The following is a 14,351-nucleotide window of genomic DNA, read 5'->3' as shown; positions in this document are numbered from 1 at the left end:
TAAAGATTTGATTCAGCAAAACGCGTGCCCCGTCGCCTGCGCCGCAACATGTCGTGCCATTACCGGCACCGGTGAATGCAATGGCACGCATTGCATCGAAGAATGCATGTACCGGAGTGACATTCGCTGTCACCACGGGCGCCCGGCAGGCCCGGGAATGTCAGTGCCAGTTCGCGGACCGCGCGGCGAACTCAGAGGCTGTCCGCCCGCGCCTCGACATTCATGACCTCGGCGATGGCCTGCATGAGCGTGGCCGCGCTGACGGGCTTGAACAGCACGGGCACGCCCCACTCGCGCACGCGCTGCAGCCGTTCGGGTGCCGTCTCGCCGGTGATCAGCAGCATCGGCGCGTCGAGCCGGAAGCGCTCGCGCAGCCGCAACCCCACCTGCAGCCCCTCCGCGCCCTCGCCCAGCCGGTAGTCGCACACCAGCAGGGCCACGGGTTTCACTTCCGCGTCGGGCTGCATGAGCACTTCCTCGGCCTCGGCCTCGCCGGCCACCGCCACGACCTCGATTCCGTAGGCATGCATGAGCTCCGTCATCGCCTCGCGGATGTCTTCCTCGTCGTCGATGAGAAGGACGCGCCCTTCCAGCTCCGGCACCTGGAAGAAGTGGCGCACGGGCGATTCGAGTTCGCGCAGATGGAGGTCGTCCTGCGATGCCTCCGTCGGCTCGGCCAGGGGCACCGTGAGACGAAAGCGCGTGCCGCGGCCGGGGCGCGACCGAAGCTCGATCGGATGGTGCAGCAAGCTGCCCAGGCGCCGCACGATCGACAGGCCGATGCCGAGGCCGCGCGAGCGGTCGCGCCCCGGGTTGTTCACCTGGTAGAACTCCTCGAAGATCCGGCTCGATTGCTCCGGCGCGATGCCGATGCCGGTGTCGCGGACCTCGATCCATGCGTGCTGGCCGCGCGTGCGCGCCACCACCGTCACGCCGCCCTGCCTCGTGTACTTCAGTGCGTTGTCGACGAGGTTCGAAAGCATCCGGTACAGCAGCTGCGGGTCGCTATGCACCCACAGGCCGCTGGCGCGCACACGCAGCTGCAGCTTCTTGCGCTCGGCCTGTACCGAGAAAGTGTTGTGCAAGGGGACGAACAACTCGTCGAGCTCCAGCGCGTGCGACACCGGCTGCACCACGCCGGCGTCGAGGCGCGAGATGTCGAGCATGGTGTCCAGCGACGCACCGAGCGCATTCACCGCGCGCATCATGCGCTCGACGTTCCTGACCTCGGGGCGATGGCGCAGCGTGTTGCCCAAAGCGGCGCCGAACAGCGCAATGGCATGCATCGGCTGGCGCAGGTCGTGGCTGGCGGCGGCCAGGAAGTGGGTCTTCTCGGCGCTGGCGCGCTCGGTGGCGGCGATCTGCTCGCGCAGCTGGGCTGCGAGCGCTTCGTTCTCGAACTGCAGGATCAGCGAAGCCGTCAGCCGCTTGTTCTGCTTGACGCCCTCACTCAGCGTCAGCACCAGGTTGACGAAGGCGAAGCCGGCCAGGAACCAGTTGAGCGCGCCGCCATACCAGGCCAGCGAGACGATCAACCCGCTCATCATGGGAATGCCGTAGCCGAACATCGCCCTCTTCAGCGGCCAGCGGGCCTGCACGGCGCGGGTCCAGCTGCCCATGATCACCACCGTCACGAAGGTGGTCAGCATCGGGTCCTGGATGCTGACGAGAAAGAGGCTGCTGGGCGCGGTGATGGTGCTGATGATGGTGACGACGCGGGTGTACTTCCTCTCCCAGTAGGGCGTCTCGGACAGCGGCACCGACGGCGTCCAGCGCGGCGTGAGCAGCGCGTACAGATCCACCAGCACGATCGCCGTGATCAACGCGACGATCAGCAACCTGAAAGCCGGGTCCACGTAGAAGTAGCCGAAGCAGCCGATGACGACGGCGAAGCCCATGTGCGCGGCAATGGCCGTGGTGTTGCCCGCGTACACCGAGGCCACGTGCTCGCGCAGCACGCGCATCTCGAGCGTGGCGTCGACGGGCAGGCGCCCGGGGGTCTGGTCGTTCATTGCCTCTGTCTCCCTCCGGGGTCTTTCGCGAGCCCCGCTTTTTTCGCTTCGCCCGCAGGACTCAGCGCAGGCTGCTGATCAACTGCGCGCGCGAGCGCATGCCGAATTGCAGGAGGATGCCCGCGACATAGTTCTTCACCGTGCCTTCGCTGATCTCGGCGAGCACGGAGATCTCGTGGTTGCTCTTTCCCTCCAGCAGCCAGTTGAGCACCTGCAGTTGCCGCCTCGTCAGCTTGTGCCTGGCATTGCTGGAAAGCGGCTGCGCGACTTCGGCGGACGACGGCACGGGAAAGGCCTGGTAGTTCACCGCGTCGCCGCCCAGCAGCCCGCAGGCTCGGATGAAGCTCACGACTTCCCTCAGCGTCGCGGACTTCGGCAGGAAGGCGAAGGCGCCCAGCGTCATGGCGCCCTGCGCCAGCGTGTCCTGCGCGAGCGAGGTGGTCCCGGTGCCCGAGAGCACCACGATGCGTGCGGTGGGGTAATGCGAGCGGAACTCCATGAGACCGCTCAGGCCCTGCGTATCCGGCAGGGCCAGGTCCAGCAGCACCAGCTCGATCGCGTCCTCGTTGTCCTCGTAGATGGCCATGGCTTCCGCGAGAGTGCCGGCCTCCATGACTTCGATGGGCGTCGACGACACATTGGCCTGCAGCAGCGCGCACACGCCCATCCTCACAAGATCGTGATCGTCCACGACCAGGATGGCGCGCGGCCTGGCCGCGGTGTCTTGCGGTGTCTCGGAAAACGGGAGTGAAGTCCTGTCGGGCTCTGTCATGGGCGGATGCTATGCGGCGCCCGCGCCGCCCCATAAGTGCCCAAAGTCATGTCGGTGCATGCATTCGGGGCACCGGAACCTCATGGCCGCCGGGGCGGGCCAAGGAAGTCGGACAAAAGGCCTCTCCCGGGAAAAAACGAAGAGCCCGCCACCGACAGGCTCGAGGCCGCGATCTACGTCGGCGAGGCAGCTGCCCCGGGGCGGCGCGATGCGATGCGCGCCCTGGCCCTGCGATACCAGACGAGCAGGCCGGCCGCCGACATCAGTGCGACGCCGATGCCCAGCAGCGCGACCAGCGCCTTGTAGGGCGTGCCGAAGTTCCGGGCCATGTGCAGCGCGCCCAGCCACTCCTCCAGTGCTCCCGCGCGCGAGTCGCCCGCGAAGCCGCGCGCCATGCCGGTCGTCGCATCGACGAGCACGGTTGTCGCGCCGGCGGCACCGGGAATGTCCAGGCTCGATCGGACCCGATACACATAGACACCACGATGACGGTCCAGGCGAAGGTCGCGCTCCGCCTCCACGATGAAACCTTTCTGCCGCGCGATCGAGTCCAGTGCGTTTCGCGCCGCCATGTGAGCGGAGCGCCAGTCGATCGCCGGCTGCAGCATCGGCGTGCGCCTCGGCGGCACGCCGGCCCAGAGGTCCGGTGCGGAGACGACGACCGACATGACGGGCCGGTAGACACTTTCGCGCATGTTGAACATCACGCTCGACCACGCGAAGACCAGCATCGCCGGCCACAACCAGAGACCGGATGCGCGATGCAGGCCCAGCACCACGCGAGCCATGCCGCCCGAAGGCGAGAAGCGCCAGGCCGTGCCCCACCGCCGCCACCAGCCCTGCTCGGAGCGGCCCGCGCCGCGACGCGGAAACGTCAGCCACAGGCCGACGAGGCAGTTGAGCGTCCACAGCAAGCCCACGGTCCCCAGGATGCGCGCGCCCCACGGCGCGGGCATCGCCAGCGAGTAATGCAGCCTGTAGAGAAAGCTGACGGCGGTTTCGCGCCGGAACAGCGACTCGCCCCACAAGCGCGTGCCGAGCACCGCGCCGGTATGCGGATCCATGAACAGCTCGTCGACATCGAGCGGCAGCGGCCGGCCCGTCTCCGGATCGGTCCGTGGCGACAGGATGAAGCGCAACGACCGGGAGGGCTGGAGACCCAGGATCACGGTGTCGACATTCGCCTGCGGGGGCGCCGCGCGCTGCGCCATGTCCCGCAGTTCGAATGGATCGAACTGCCGCGGCCGATCGGGGCCCGCCGGTGGCGCGACGACGAAGAGCCCGGGGTTGAACCGCACCTCGAGCTCGTCCTCGAACGCCAGCAGGCTGCCGGTCAGCCCCGCGAGCACCAGGAAAGCCGCGCTGGCAAGGCCCATCCAGCGGTGCAGGCGCAGCAGCAGCTGCCGTCGAAGCATCGCCTGCGCCGTGCGTTCAGTCGCCGGCGCGCGGCAGGGTGAAGGCGAGCGTGGCTTCGAGCCCGTCTTCGTCCGCCTCGCGCCTGTCGCTTCGCGGCCTGTTCAGCGACACGGCCACCACGTTCAGCCCGCTGCTGCCCACCACGATGCTCGCGCGTCCGGCCTTGTCGGTCTTCACGCGCGGGCCCGCAGTGTTGCCGATGAAATCGCCGATGACCGCCGCGCCAGCCACCGGCTGTCCCCTGGACAGCACGCGCACGGGCAGCAGCTGCCCGCGACGCAGCTTCGACGGATCGATCAGCGGCACGATCTCCAGGTCCAGGCCAAGCGGAGCGAAGGGCATGGCCACCGGCTTGAGCAGCGTCGTGCCGAACTTCATGTAGTAGCCCGCGCGCCGCGCATCGGGCACTTTTGCCCGCGAGCCGCTGACCCATTTGCCGTCGGCGCCTTGCGACCAGAAGCCGTCTTCCACGGCCACGGAGAGCACCGCAGCGTCGGCTTCGGGTACGACGACGACGTTGCGCTCGCGCGGCTGCAGCTTCACGCCCGAAGGCGCACCGTTCGCGGTGAACGCCTTGGCTTCGCGCACCTGCGCCGGTTCGTAGGCTTCGTCGAGCGCGCCTTCGCCGAGGACCACCGCCAGCTCGCCGGCACGCTGCGCGACCCAGACGCCATGCGCGCCCGCCGGCGCGCACAGCAACGCCGACAGGCCGCAGGCAGCCAGCAGGCAACGGATGGGTGATGTCGATTTCATGGTCACGCCCTTCAGAAATTCGTCGTCATCGCCAGGCGGACGATGCGCGGGTTGCCCTGGGTCACGCCGCCGTAGTTGACCGAGCTCCAGTAGCGCCTGTTGGTCACGTTCTCGATCGACAGGCGGATCACGGAGGACTTGCCCATCAGCTTCGTCACGTACGCCGCGCCGAGGTCCCAGCGCGTGAAGCCCGGGACGATCATGGTGTTGGCACGGTCGAGCGGCCGGTTGCCGACGTGGTAGACGCCGGTGTTGAACGACAGCCCCGGCACCGACGCCAGGCGGTAGTCGAGAAACACGTTGGCCTGGAAGCGCGCGACGTTGCTGGGGCGCCGGCCTTCGAGCGCCGCGTCTCCCGTGTCGCGCTGCTCGGCGTCGAGCCAGGACACGCCGGCGATGCCGCTGAGCTGCGGCGTGATCTCGCCGTTGGCCGTGAGCTCGATGCCGCGATGCCGCTGGCTGCCCTTCTGGCGGAAGATGTTGTCCGAAGGCGTGACGGCCTGCAGCGGCTTGTCCATGTCGAAGGCCGCGGCCGTGACCATCAGGCCGTCGAGCACCCTGCTCTTCACGCCGATCTCGTACTGGCGGCTCTTGATGGGGCCGAGCTTCTGCAGTGCGTTCTCGGCGTAGCTCGGCGCGTAGGCGCCCTGCTCGAAGCCCTCGCCGTAGGTGGCGTAGACGGTGGTGCGCTCCGTCGGCTTGTACATCACGCTCAGCGTGGGCACGGTGACGCGGGTCGTGTACTTGGGCGTGCCGTCGTACTTGCTGCCGATGTCGCTGCTGTAGCTGATGTGCCGCGCGCCCAGCAGCAATTGCCACTGGGGCGTGAAGGAGATCGTGTCGCTCAGGAACACGCTGCTCTGCCGCGCCGTGCTCGCGGGCAGGTGCGTGTCGCCCGGCAGGTAGGGCTGCGCGTACGGCAGCGGACGGAAGACATTGCCGATGAACTGGGGAAAGCGCAGGTAGTCGCCGTCGGGCGACTGCAGGCTCGAGTACGAGTAGCCGATGACGGCCTCGTGCCCGATCGAGCCGGTCTTGAAGCGCCCCGTGGTGAACACCTGCCCCGCCGCGGTCGGATAGGCCTCGCCTTCGTAGCGCGTGTTGCCCTTGAGCACGTTGCCGTTCGCGTCGATCTGCGATGCGTTGAAGAAGATCGCGTTGCGCTTGGTGCGGCTGAATCCGAGCTGGGCCGTCAGGTCCCAGTTGCTGTTGAGCGCGTAGTCCAGGCGCGCGCCGAGGTTCCAGGCGTCGGTCTTGTATTGGCCCCAAGGCTGCCCGACGAGCGTGCGCGGGTCGAAGCTGGAGGCCGGTAGCACGGTGCCGTTGCTGCGCGGGCCGATCATGCCGCTGGCGGCGAGCGATTTCTTCTGCCAGTCGAAGTCCAGCTGCAGCAGCGCGTCGCGGTTGATCTTGATGTCGACCGCGCCGCTGAGGAAGTCGCGCTTCAGGTCGCCGAAGTGCGTGAAGTCGCCGACCTTCTCGCTCGCGGCGTTGAAGCGGTAGCCCACCGTGCCGTCGGTATTCAACGGGCCGCCCGCGTCGACGGCCGCATAGCGCCCGCCGTAGCTGCGCACTTCGGCGGTCACGCTGGCGAAGCGCTCGCGCGTGGGCCGCTTGACCACGTAGTTGACGATGCCGCTGGGCTCGCCCACCCCGTACAGGAAGCCCGACAGGCCCTTGAGCACGTCGACGCGCTCCTTGTTCTCGAGCGGCACGTCGCTGTAGATGTTGGCCAGCAGCCCGTCGCGGCGCACGTTGTTGAACGAGTTGGCCGAGAAGCCGCGCACGGCCACGCCGTCGAACGACGAGAAGCCCGAGGTCGGCGTGACCGACGGATCGTTGCGCAGCACGTCCAGAGCGGTGCGTGCGCGCTGGGTCTCGATGGTGTCCACGGTGTAGGAGCCCACGGCGAACGGAAGGTCCTGCAGCGAACGCATCCCGAGCGCGCCGGCGTTGACGTCCTGCACGTCGTAGAGCCGTTCGCGCTGGGCGCTGACGACGATCGGGGCCAGCATCGGCCCGCCCGCATCGGTGCGCGGGGTTGCGCTGTCGCGCGCGTCCGCTGCCGGCGTGCCCGGCGATGCCTTGCGCAGGCGCCATCCGCCGTTGGTGCCTGCCACGGCTTCGAGGCCGCTGCCGGCAAGCAGTTTGCCCAGGCCGTCGGAGACGCTGAAGCTGCCCTGGAGCCCGGGGCTGTCGAGGCCCCTGGTGAGAGTGGGATCGATGGCGATCATCACGTTCGCCTCGCGGCCGAAGCGGCCCAGCACGCTGTCCAGGGTTCCGGGAGCAATCGCATAGGCCCGGCTCGGCGCGCCCGCCTGGGTGGTCTGCGCCCAGGCCGGCGCGCCGCTTCCCGCCGCCGCGCCCAGCGCAGCGGCGAGGCAAGCGGCGCGGGCAACCGCCGTCAAGGGAGAAGGCACGAAGCGCCGTCCGGACTTTGCAATGAATGCCATTTGAGAGTTCTCTGTGATCGGATGAAATGAAGGTTGCACCGCTCGCTTTTGCGGTACCTGCATTCCTTGATGCACGAGATTCCGGAACCTGCCGGTTTCTGCAAAATATTTTTGAAACGCCGCGAAACGGCTGACTTGCCCGATCGACGACACCGGCCGGGAGCCGGCCGATCGTATGTCGGCGGCAGCCCGTTGCGCCCGTGGCGTCATGCCCCGGGTGCGGAGGCAGGCAGGGCCTGGCGATCGGGTGCCAGCGCGGCGAAGCTCAGGCCGAGCTCACGCTGCACGGGCGGAAGCTCGTCACCGAGGACCGATGCCGCGAGCGCCTGCGCCAGCGCCGGGGAAGCAAGGATTCCGCAGCCGCCTTGCCCGGCCAACCAGTGAAAGCCTTGCGAGCCGGCGCGGGGGCCGACCACCGGATTGCGGTCGGCCGCGAAGGTGCGCAGCCCGGCCCATTGCGACTGCACCTGTTTCACGCGAAAGGTGGTGTCGCCCTCGATGTTGGCGATGGCTTGCGCCACGTCTTCGTCGCGCGCGCGAAGCTCCTCGGGCGCGGCGAGCACCGCGTCGCACAGGCTGCCCAGCATGTGCCCCCTCCCTGGCCGGATGTACCACCGGTAGTCCAGGTTGCTGACGAAGGGCCATGTGTCGGGGCTGGCGCCGCCCTCGGCCACGAAGTTGAACGCCGTACGGCGCATCGGCTGCAGGCCCAACGGCGTTTCGCCAGCCAGCACGGCCACCTGATCGGCCCATGCGCCGGCCGCATTGACCAGCACCGATGCCTCGATCGTGGTGCGCGGCGTACGCAGGTGCCACATGCCACCGCGACGCTCGATCGACAGCACAGGCTCGCCCGGCACGAACACAGCACCGCGTGCCTTGGCTCCGCTTGCGTAGCCGTTGAACAGCGCTGCAATGTCGAGATCCATGGCGTCCGGCTCATGGACACCGGCCGCCACGCCACCGGGGCGCAGGGCCGGGAACAGCGACAGCGTCTCGCCGGCATCGGTGATGCGCGCCCGCGCGCCCACGCTCCGGATCTGCTCGCGAATGCCCTGAAGGCGCGACTCCTGGCCGCTGCGGGCGACCGTGAGGCAACCCCGCTGCGCGATCAGGGAGCCGCCGCAGAAACCGGCGGGCGGCTGTTCGAAGAAGTCCTTGCTGGCCGCCGCCACGCGCCGCATGGTGTCGGCCGCGATACCCAGCGTGTACTGGGCGGCGGTGCGCCCCGAACTGTGATGGCCCAGCGTGCTCTCCCGCTCCACCAGTGCCACCGACATTCCTTGCGACAGGAAGAAGGCCGCCGAGACGCCAGCGATTCCGCCACCCACGATCACGACATCTTTTCTCATCCGAACCCTTTTGTTGAACTGCGATGCCGCTGCATGGCGATTTCAGGCCGTCGGGCCTTGGCGGGCGCGGCAGGCCGATCTACGCAATGCCGTCCACGATGACCCGCGCGGTGCCACGCGAGCACCGCTCGACGCGTGCATCGACCCGGTAGACATCGCGCAGCATGGCCGGCGTGATCACATCCTCGCAGCGCCCGCTGTGCAGCGCCCGGCCGTGGGCGAGCACCACGACCTGGTCGGCGAATTGCAGCGCCTGGTTCAGGTCGTGCAAGGCGATGACGACGATCTTTCCGCGCTGGCGCGCGAGCGAACGCAGCAGCGCGAGCACCTGCGCCTGCCGGCGCATGTCGAGCGCGCTCGTCGGCTCGTCCAGCAGCAGGATGTCCGGGTCGCGCACCAACACCTGCGCGATCGAGACGAGCTGGCGCTGGCCACCGCTCATCTCGTCGAGCGTCCTGAAGGCCAGTGCCTCGATGTCGAGCCCGGCCATCACCGCGTCGATCCGCGCGAGGTCGGACGCCTGCACCGCCCAGCCGTGTTGCTGCTGCTTGCACGCCAGCAGGATGCCTTCGTAGGCCGTGAGCCGGGCCGTGACGGTGCCGTCCTGCGGCATGTAGCAGACCCCGGCCTCGCCCCGTGAGGCCGGGCCGAATCGCACGACGCCGGGCCCGGCGAGAAGCCCGGCGATGCGGCGCAGCAGCGTCGACTTGCCTGCGGCGTTGGGACCGATCAGCGCGATGACCTCGCCGGCGTTGAACCGCGGCGTGCCGACTTCCGACAAGATCTCCAGGCCCGCATACGAGGCGCCCACGTTCTCGAGCTGCAGCGTCACCACGAGCGCCCCTTCGACCGCAGGATGAGCGAGATGAAGAACGGCACGCCGACGAGCGACGTCACGACGCCGATCGGAAAGATCGCACCCGGCACCAGGGTCTTGCTGACCACCGAGCTGGCCGACAGCATGAGCGCGCCGGCCAGCAGCGAGCCCGGCAGGAAGTAGCGCTGGTCCTCGCCCAGCAGCATGCGCGCGATGTGCGGGCCGACCAGGCCGACGAAGCCGATCACGCCGATGAATGACACCGGCAGCGCCGCGAGCAGGCTCACCATCACGAGGGACTCCAGGCGCAGGCGCTGCACGTCGACCCCCATGCTCGCGGCCTTGTCGTCGCCGAGCCGCATGGCCGTCAGCGACCAGGCGCGCCGTGCGAACAGCGGCAGCATCAGCAGCAGCAAGGCGAGCACGGCACCGACCTTCGGCCATGTCGCGCGGCCCAGGCTGCCCATGGTCCAGAAGACCACCGCGGCGACGGCCTGCTCGCTGGCGAAGTACTGCACCAGCGCCAGCAATGCATTGAAGGTGAAGACCAGCGCGATGCCCAGCAGCACGATCGTCTCGGAGCCCACGTTGCGCCGCGTGCTCACGAGATGGATCAGCACCGCCGACAGCATCGCCATCACGAAGGCATTGACCGGCACCAGGTAGTCGGCCAGCAGCGGAAACAACCTGACGCCGAAAGCGAGCCCGAGCGCGGCGCCGAAACTCGCCGCCGCCGAGATGCCCAGCGTGAACGGGCTCGCCAGCGGGTTGTTGAGGATGGTCTGCATCTGCGCGCCCGCCAGCGACAGCGCTGCACCTGCGACCACCGCCATTGCGGCGACGGGCATGCGGATGTCCCACATCACGACGCGCAGCTGCACCGGCACGCCGTCGGGCCGCACCAGCGCAAGCGCCACCGACGCGAGGTCGTGGCGCGCCGGTCCCGTGGCCATGTCGAGCATGAAGCTCAGCAGCAGCAGGCCGGACAGCGCGGCAAGGATCCAGCGCTTGCGCCGCACGAGTGCGCGGTACGTCGCCCCGAGCGCGGGCTGCCGCGTCATCGCGGTCACGGCGTCGGCGCCTTCGGCAGGCTGACGAAATAGCCGGGGGCGTAGTCGAGCGGCAGGAATCGCTGGTGGAATTCACGGAAGGTCGCATCGGGATCCAGGCCGGCGAACAGGTCCGGATGCAGCCATCGGGCCAGCTGCTGGATGGCGACGAAGTCGTACGGGCTGTTGTAGAACTGGTGCCAGATGGCGTGGAACGCACCATTGCGCTGGGCTGTGGTGCCCGCGTAGGCGGACCGCCGCGTGAAGCCGCGCAGCTTTCGCGCGGCCTCGTCCAGGTCGGCGCCGGGGCCCACGCCGATCCACGGGCCCTTGGGCACGAAGGCTTCCCAGTTGGCGCTGGTCACGAGCACCTGCTCGGGATCGGAGGCCAGCACCTGCTCGGGGTTCAGCTGGCCGAAGGTGCCGCGGATGATCTGTCCGGCCAGGTTGTGGCCGCCGGCCATTTCGACGAACTTGCCGAAGTTCTCGTTGCCGAAGCTCAGGCAGCAGTCCTCGGTGTAGCCACCGATCCTCTCGATGAAGACGCGCGGCCGCGCAGGTGCCGCGGCCCGGATGACATCGGTCACGCGCCGGATCTGCGCCGCGCGGAAATCGATGATGTCGCGCGCTCGCGCTTCCTTGCCCATGAGCTGGCCGAGCAGGCGGATGGTCGGCTCGGTGTTCTCGACCGGGTAGTGCCGGAAGTCGACGTACACGATGGGGATGCCGACCGCCTGCAGCCGCTCGACATAACGTGCGTCCTCGGTGGCACGCTGCGACTCGATGTTCATGAGGATGACATCGGGCTTCAGCGAGATCGCGAGTTCGAGATCGAAGGTGCCGTCCTCGAAGCCGCCGAACTGCGGCAGTTCGGCGATGCGCGGAAACTTGTGCAGGTAGGCGGCGTACGTGTCGGGGTCGGACTGGATCAGATCCTTGCGCCACCCCACGACGCGCCCGATCGGGTCTTCGGTGTCGAGCGCGGCAAGCAGGTAGAGCTGGCGGCCTTCGCCGAGCATCATGCGCCGCACCGGCAGGCGCACCTCGACCTTGCGCCCGAGCAGGTCGGTCACGATGGTGGGGGCGCGCGCATCGGCCTGCCCGGGTGTGCCGGGCCCGCCCGGGCTCGGCGAGAACCACAGCACGGCAGCCACTGCAAGAACGGCAGCGGCCACGACCGCACCGACAAGGAACTTCGTTCGGGTCATGGCGCGGCGTACCTGCGGTCTAGAAGTCAACCGAAGCGGACAGCACGAAGGTGCGCGGAATGCCTTGCGAGATCGTGCCGTACGAGGCGACGCCCGACCAGTACGCGCGGTTGGTGGCGTTCGCCAAGGTGCCCCGGAAGGTGGTCGTGCGTCCGGCGATGCGGGTCGTGTAGCGCACGCCGACGTCGAGCGTGGTCCAGGAGGGGATCGACTGGGTATTGGCCTGGTTGACGTACTCCTTGCCCGTGTAGGTGAGGCTGCCGTTGAGCGAAAGGCCGCTGACGCCCGGAACATCCCAGTCGGCACCGAGATTGGCCATGACCGCGGGAACGCCCACGGGGCGGTTGCCGAGCGTGGTGCGGCTGTTGGTCTTCGTGAGCTTGCCGTCGAGCAGCGTCAGGCCGCCGGTCAGTCGCAGGCCCTTGACGGGCTCGCCGAACACGTTGAATTCGAGTCCGCGGTTGCGCTGTTCGCTGTCGGCCGCATAGAGGTTTCCCGTGAGCTGGCCGCTGGGCTTGGTGATCTGGAACGCGCTCACCGTGGCCATGGTGCCGTCGAGGTCGAACTTCGCGCCGACTTCGTACTGCTTCGACTTGTAAGGCGAGAAGATCTCTCCCGCGTTCGAGGCGGTATTGGGAGCGGTGTCGCCCTTGCTCAGGCCTTCGATGTAGTTGGCGTAGATCGACACGTTGCGCGCGGGCTTGAAGACCACACCGGCCAGTGGCGTCACCGCGCTGCGGTCGTAGCGGGCGGTCACGGCGCCGGTGCTTGCGCTGAAGTTGTTCGACTGGACGCGCTGGTGGCGCAGGCCCAGCGTGAGCTGCAACCGGTCGTCGAAGGCGCTGAGCGTGTCGGCCAGCGCCACACCCGAAAGACGCGAAGCCGAAACCTTCGGCGTGCGCAGCGGCTCGGCAACGTTCTGGTAGGGGCGGTCGACCGGCGCGTAGATGTTGGTCAGCATCGCCTTGCCGGTGTTGTTGGCCTGTGCCACCCGGTCCTCGTAGTTGCTGAACTGAAGACTCACCGTGTGCTTGACCGCGCCGGTTTCGAAGCGTCCGCGCAGACCCGCGTCGGCGGTGTGCCGGTCCACCTTGAACTTGTAGTTGGTGGGCGTGGAGGTCGCGAGACCGAAGCCGTTGAGCAGCGTGGGCGTCTGGTCGGACAGGCGAGCGATGCTGACCGTCGAGCCGCCGGCATTGGCGAACAGCGTGAGCCTGTCGCTCAGGTCGTACTCGGCGCGCAGCAGCGCGGATTTCCCATCCGATTTCCACCAGCCCCATGGCTGCGAGATGTTGCGGCGGCCGTCCGGCGCGTCGGGCACCTGGATGCCGGACGCCACGAGATAGGGGCGTGTCGGCGCATCGACGTTCTCGACCTGCGACAGGAAATCGAACGAGGCGCGCAGGCGTTCGCCCTGGTAGTCGAGCGACAGTGCGCCGATGTCGGTACGCGATTTCTGGTTGTCCAGCGGCGTGTCGCCTTCGCGGTGCGCGCCGTTGAAGCGGATGCCCCATTCGCGATTGGCGCCGAAGCGCCGGCTCAGGTCGAGGTGCTGGCCCAGCTGCGAGCCGCTGCCGTAGTCGAGCGAGACCCGGCTCAGGTCTTCGGGCAATGCACGCTTGGGCACGATGTTGATGACGCCGCCCACGCCGCCATTGGGCGACATGCCGTAGAGCAGCGCGGCCGGGCCCTTGACGACCTCGACGCGCTGCGCGTACTCGGTGAACACGTGGTAGTTGGGCGCAACGCCGTACACGCCATCGAATGCCACCTCGCTCAGGTTGCCCTCGCCGATGGGCAGTCCGCGGATGTAGAAGGAGTCGGTGACGCCGCCGAGCTGCCCCGTGAACCGCACCGAGGAATCCTTGTTGAGCACTTCGGGCAGCGTGGCCGCCTGCCGGTTGGTCATCGCTTCCGACGTGAAGCTGCTGGTGCTGAACGGCGAGTTCATGATGTCCGCATTGCCGAGAAGGCCGAGCCGGCCGCCGCGCGCCATCTGTCCGCCGGCGTAGGCGCCAGGCAGCTCGCCGGGCAACGGCTCGACCGCCGTGACCGTGACGGTGGGCAGCACGGCCGAGTCGCCGGCCCTGGGTGCCGGTGATGCGCGCAGCGAATAGCTTCCATTGCCTGCCTCGACCAGCTCGTAGCCCGAGTCGCGCAGCAGCCGCGAAAAGCCTTCCTGCACCGTGAAGCTGCCGCGCAGGCCGGGACTCCGGACGGCGGCGAGCGGTGTCGGGTCGAACGACAGCGGCACGCCCGCGAGACCTGCGAACTGCGCCAGCACGTCACCGAGCGGGCCGGGCTGGATCGCGTAGGAGCGCTTCGATTCGTTGCTGGACGGCTGCGCGGCGTGCACCGCCGTGAGCGGCGCGACCACGGCAAGTCCGAGGCCGGCCAGCGTCCATTGCACGCAGAGCACGAGGCCGATCGGCCTGCGGATCGACGGAGGCGCGCAGCGGGGACGACTGGAGGCATCCTCGCGCAGGCGAGGGAAAAGGCCGGGGACCATCAAGAGAATC

At 68.4% G+C, this 14,351-nt stretch carries 10 protein-coding genes; all 10 read right to left on the bottom strand.

Going from position 1 to position 14,351, the window contains the following annotated elements; all coding sequences use genetic code 11:
• Positions 1-191: 191 nt before the first annotated feature.
• The 10 genes from EJO71_RS11775 to EJO71_RS11730 all read right to left on the bottom strand — a co-directional run bounded on the left by EJO71_RS11775 (position 192) and on the right by EJO71_RS11730 (position 14,341).
• Positions 192-2,012: a hybrid sensor histidine kinase/response regulator gene (locus EJO71_RS11775; protein ID WP_125948893.1), complete on the bottom strand. Its 1,821-nt coding sequence runs from the start codon at positions 2,010-2,012 to the stop codon at positions 192-194.
• Positions 2,013-2,073: 61 nt separating this feature from the next.
• On the bottom strand, positions 2,074-2,784 hold the full coding sequence (locus EJO71_RS11770) for a response regulator transcription factor (protein WP_125948892.1): 711 nt from the start codon (positions 2,782-2,784) through the stop codon (positions 2,074-2,076).
• 173 nt (positions 2,785-2,957) lie between these two features.
• The gene (locus EJO71_RS11765) at positions 2,958-4,199 is read right to left on the bottom strand and encodes a PepSY-associated TM helix domain-containing protein (RefSeq protein WP_125948891.1); all 1,242 of its coding nucleotides are present in this window, start codon (positions 4,197-4,199) and stop codon (positions 2,958-2,960) included.
• A 16-nt stretch (positions 4,200-4,215) separates the two neighbouring features.
• Positions 4,216-4,953: a DUF4198 domain-containing protein gene (locus tag EJO71_RS11760; protein ID WP_125948890.1), complete on the bottom strand. Its 738-nt coding sequence runs from the start codon at positions 4,951-4,953 to the stop codon at positions 4,216-4,218.
• 11 nt (positions 4,954-4,964) lie between these two features.
• Positions 4,965-7,406 (bottom strand): TonB-dependent receptor, encoded by a 2,442-nt coding sequence (locus tag EJO71_RS11755; protein WP_164546810.1) that lies wholly within the window; start codon positions 7,404-7,406, stop codon positions 4,965-4,967.
• Between the two features lie 206 nt (positions 7,407-7,612).
• Positions 7,613-8,758, bottom strand: a complete 1,146-nt coding sequence (locus tag EJO71_RS11750) for an FAD-binding oxidoreductase (protein WP_125948888.1) — start codon at positions 8,756-8,758, stop codon at positions 7,613-7,615.
• 79 nt (positions 8,759-8,837) lie between these two features.
• Complete coding sequence (locus EJO71_RS11745; protein WP_240651364.1) at positions 8,838-9,590, bottom strand: ABC transporter ATP-binding protein; 753 nt, start codon at positions 9,588-9,590, stop codon at positions 8,838-8,840.
• Entirely contained in the window at positions 9,587-10,636 is a 1,050-nt protein-coding gene (locus tag EJO71_RS11740) for an iron ABC transporter permease (protein ID WP_125949158.1), read from the bottom strand. Before EJO71_RS11740 ends, EJO71_RS11745 begins: the two co-directional genes overlap by 4 nt.
• A gap of 5 nt (positions 10,637-10,641) precedes the next feature.
• Positions 10,642-11,832 (bottom strand): ABC transporter substrate-binding protein, encoded by a 1,191-nt coding sequence (locus tag EJO71_RS11735; protein WP_125948886.1) that lies wholly within the window; start codon positions 11,830-11,832, stop codon positions 10,642-10,644.
• A 19-nt stretch (positions 11,833-11,851) separates the two neighbouring features.
• Positions 11,852-14,341, bottom strand: coding sequence for a TonB-dependent receptor (locus EJO71_RS11730; RefSeq protein WP_125948885.1), 2,490 nt, complete (start codon positions 14,339-14,341; stop codon positions 11,852-11,854).
• Positions 14,342-14,351: the final 10 nt, after the last annotated feature.

Source organism: Variovorax sp. 679 (genome assembly GCF_003952185.1).
Classification (GTDB): domain Bacteria; phylum Pseudomonadota; class Gammaproteobacteria; order Burkholderiales; family Burkholderiaceae_C; genus Variovorax.
This window is presented reverse-complemented; position numbering and strand designations above follow the sequence as displayed.

Coding starts and splice junctions, on each gene's coding strand:
- EJO71_RS11735 (WP_125948886.1), bottom strand. CDS start 11,832: ATGACCCGAACGAAGTTCCTTGTCGGTGCGGTCGTGGCCGCTGCCGTT.
- EJO71_RS11750 (WP_125948888.1), bottom strand. CDS start 8,758: ATGAGAAAAGATGTCGTGATCGTGGGTGGCGGAATCGCTGGCGTCTCG.
- EJO71_RS11770 (WP_125948892.1), bottom strand. CDS start 2,784: ATGACAGAGCCCGACAGGACTTCACTCCCGTTTTCCGAGACACCGCAA.
- EJO71_RS11755 (WP_164546810.1), bottom strand. CDS start 7,406: ATGGCATTCATTGCAAAGTCCGGACGGCGCTTCGTGCCTTCTCCCTTG.
- EJO71_RS11765 (WP_125948891.1), bottom strand. CDS start 4,199: ATGCTTCGACGGCAGCTGCTGCTGCGCCTGCACCGCTGGATGGGCCTT.
- EJO71_RS11730 (WP_125948885.1), bottom strand. CDS start 14,341: ATGGTCCCCGGCCTTTTCCCTCGCCTGCGCGAGGATGCCTCCAGTCGT.
- EJO71_RS11740 (WP_125949158.1), bottom strand. CDS start 10,636: ATGACGCGGCAGCCCGCGCTCGGGGCGACGTACCGCGCACTCGTGCGG.
- EJO71_RS11760 (WP_125948890.1), bottom strand. CDS start 4,953: ATGAAATCGACATCACCCATCCGTTGCCTGCTGGCTGCCTGCGGCCTG.
- EJO71_RS11775 (WP_125948893.1), bottom strand. CDS start 2,012: ATGAACGACCAGACCCCCGGGCGCCTGCCCGTCGACGCCACGCTCGAG.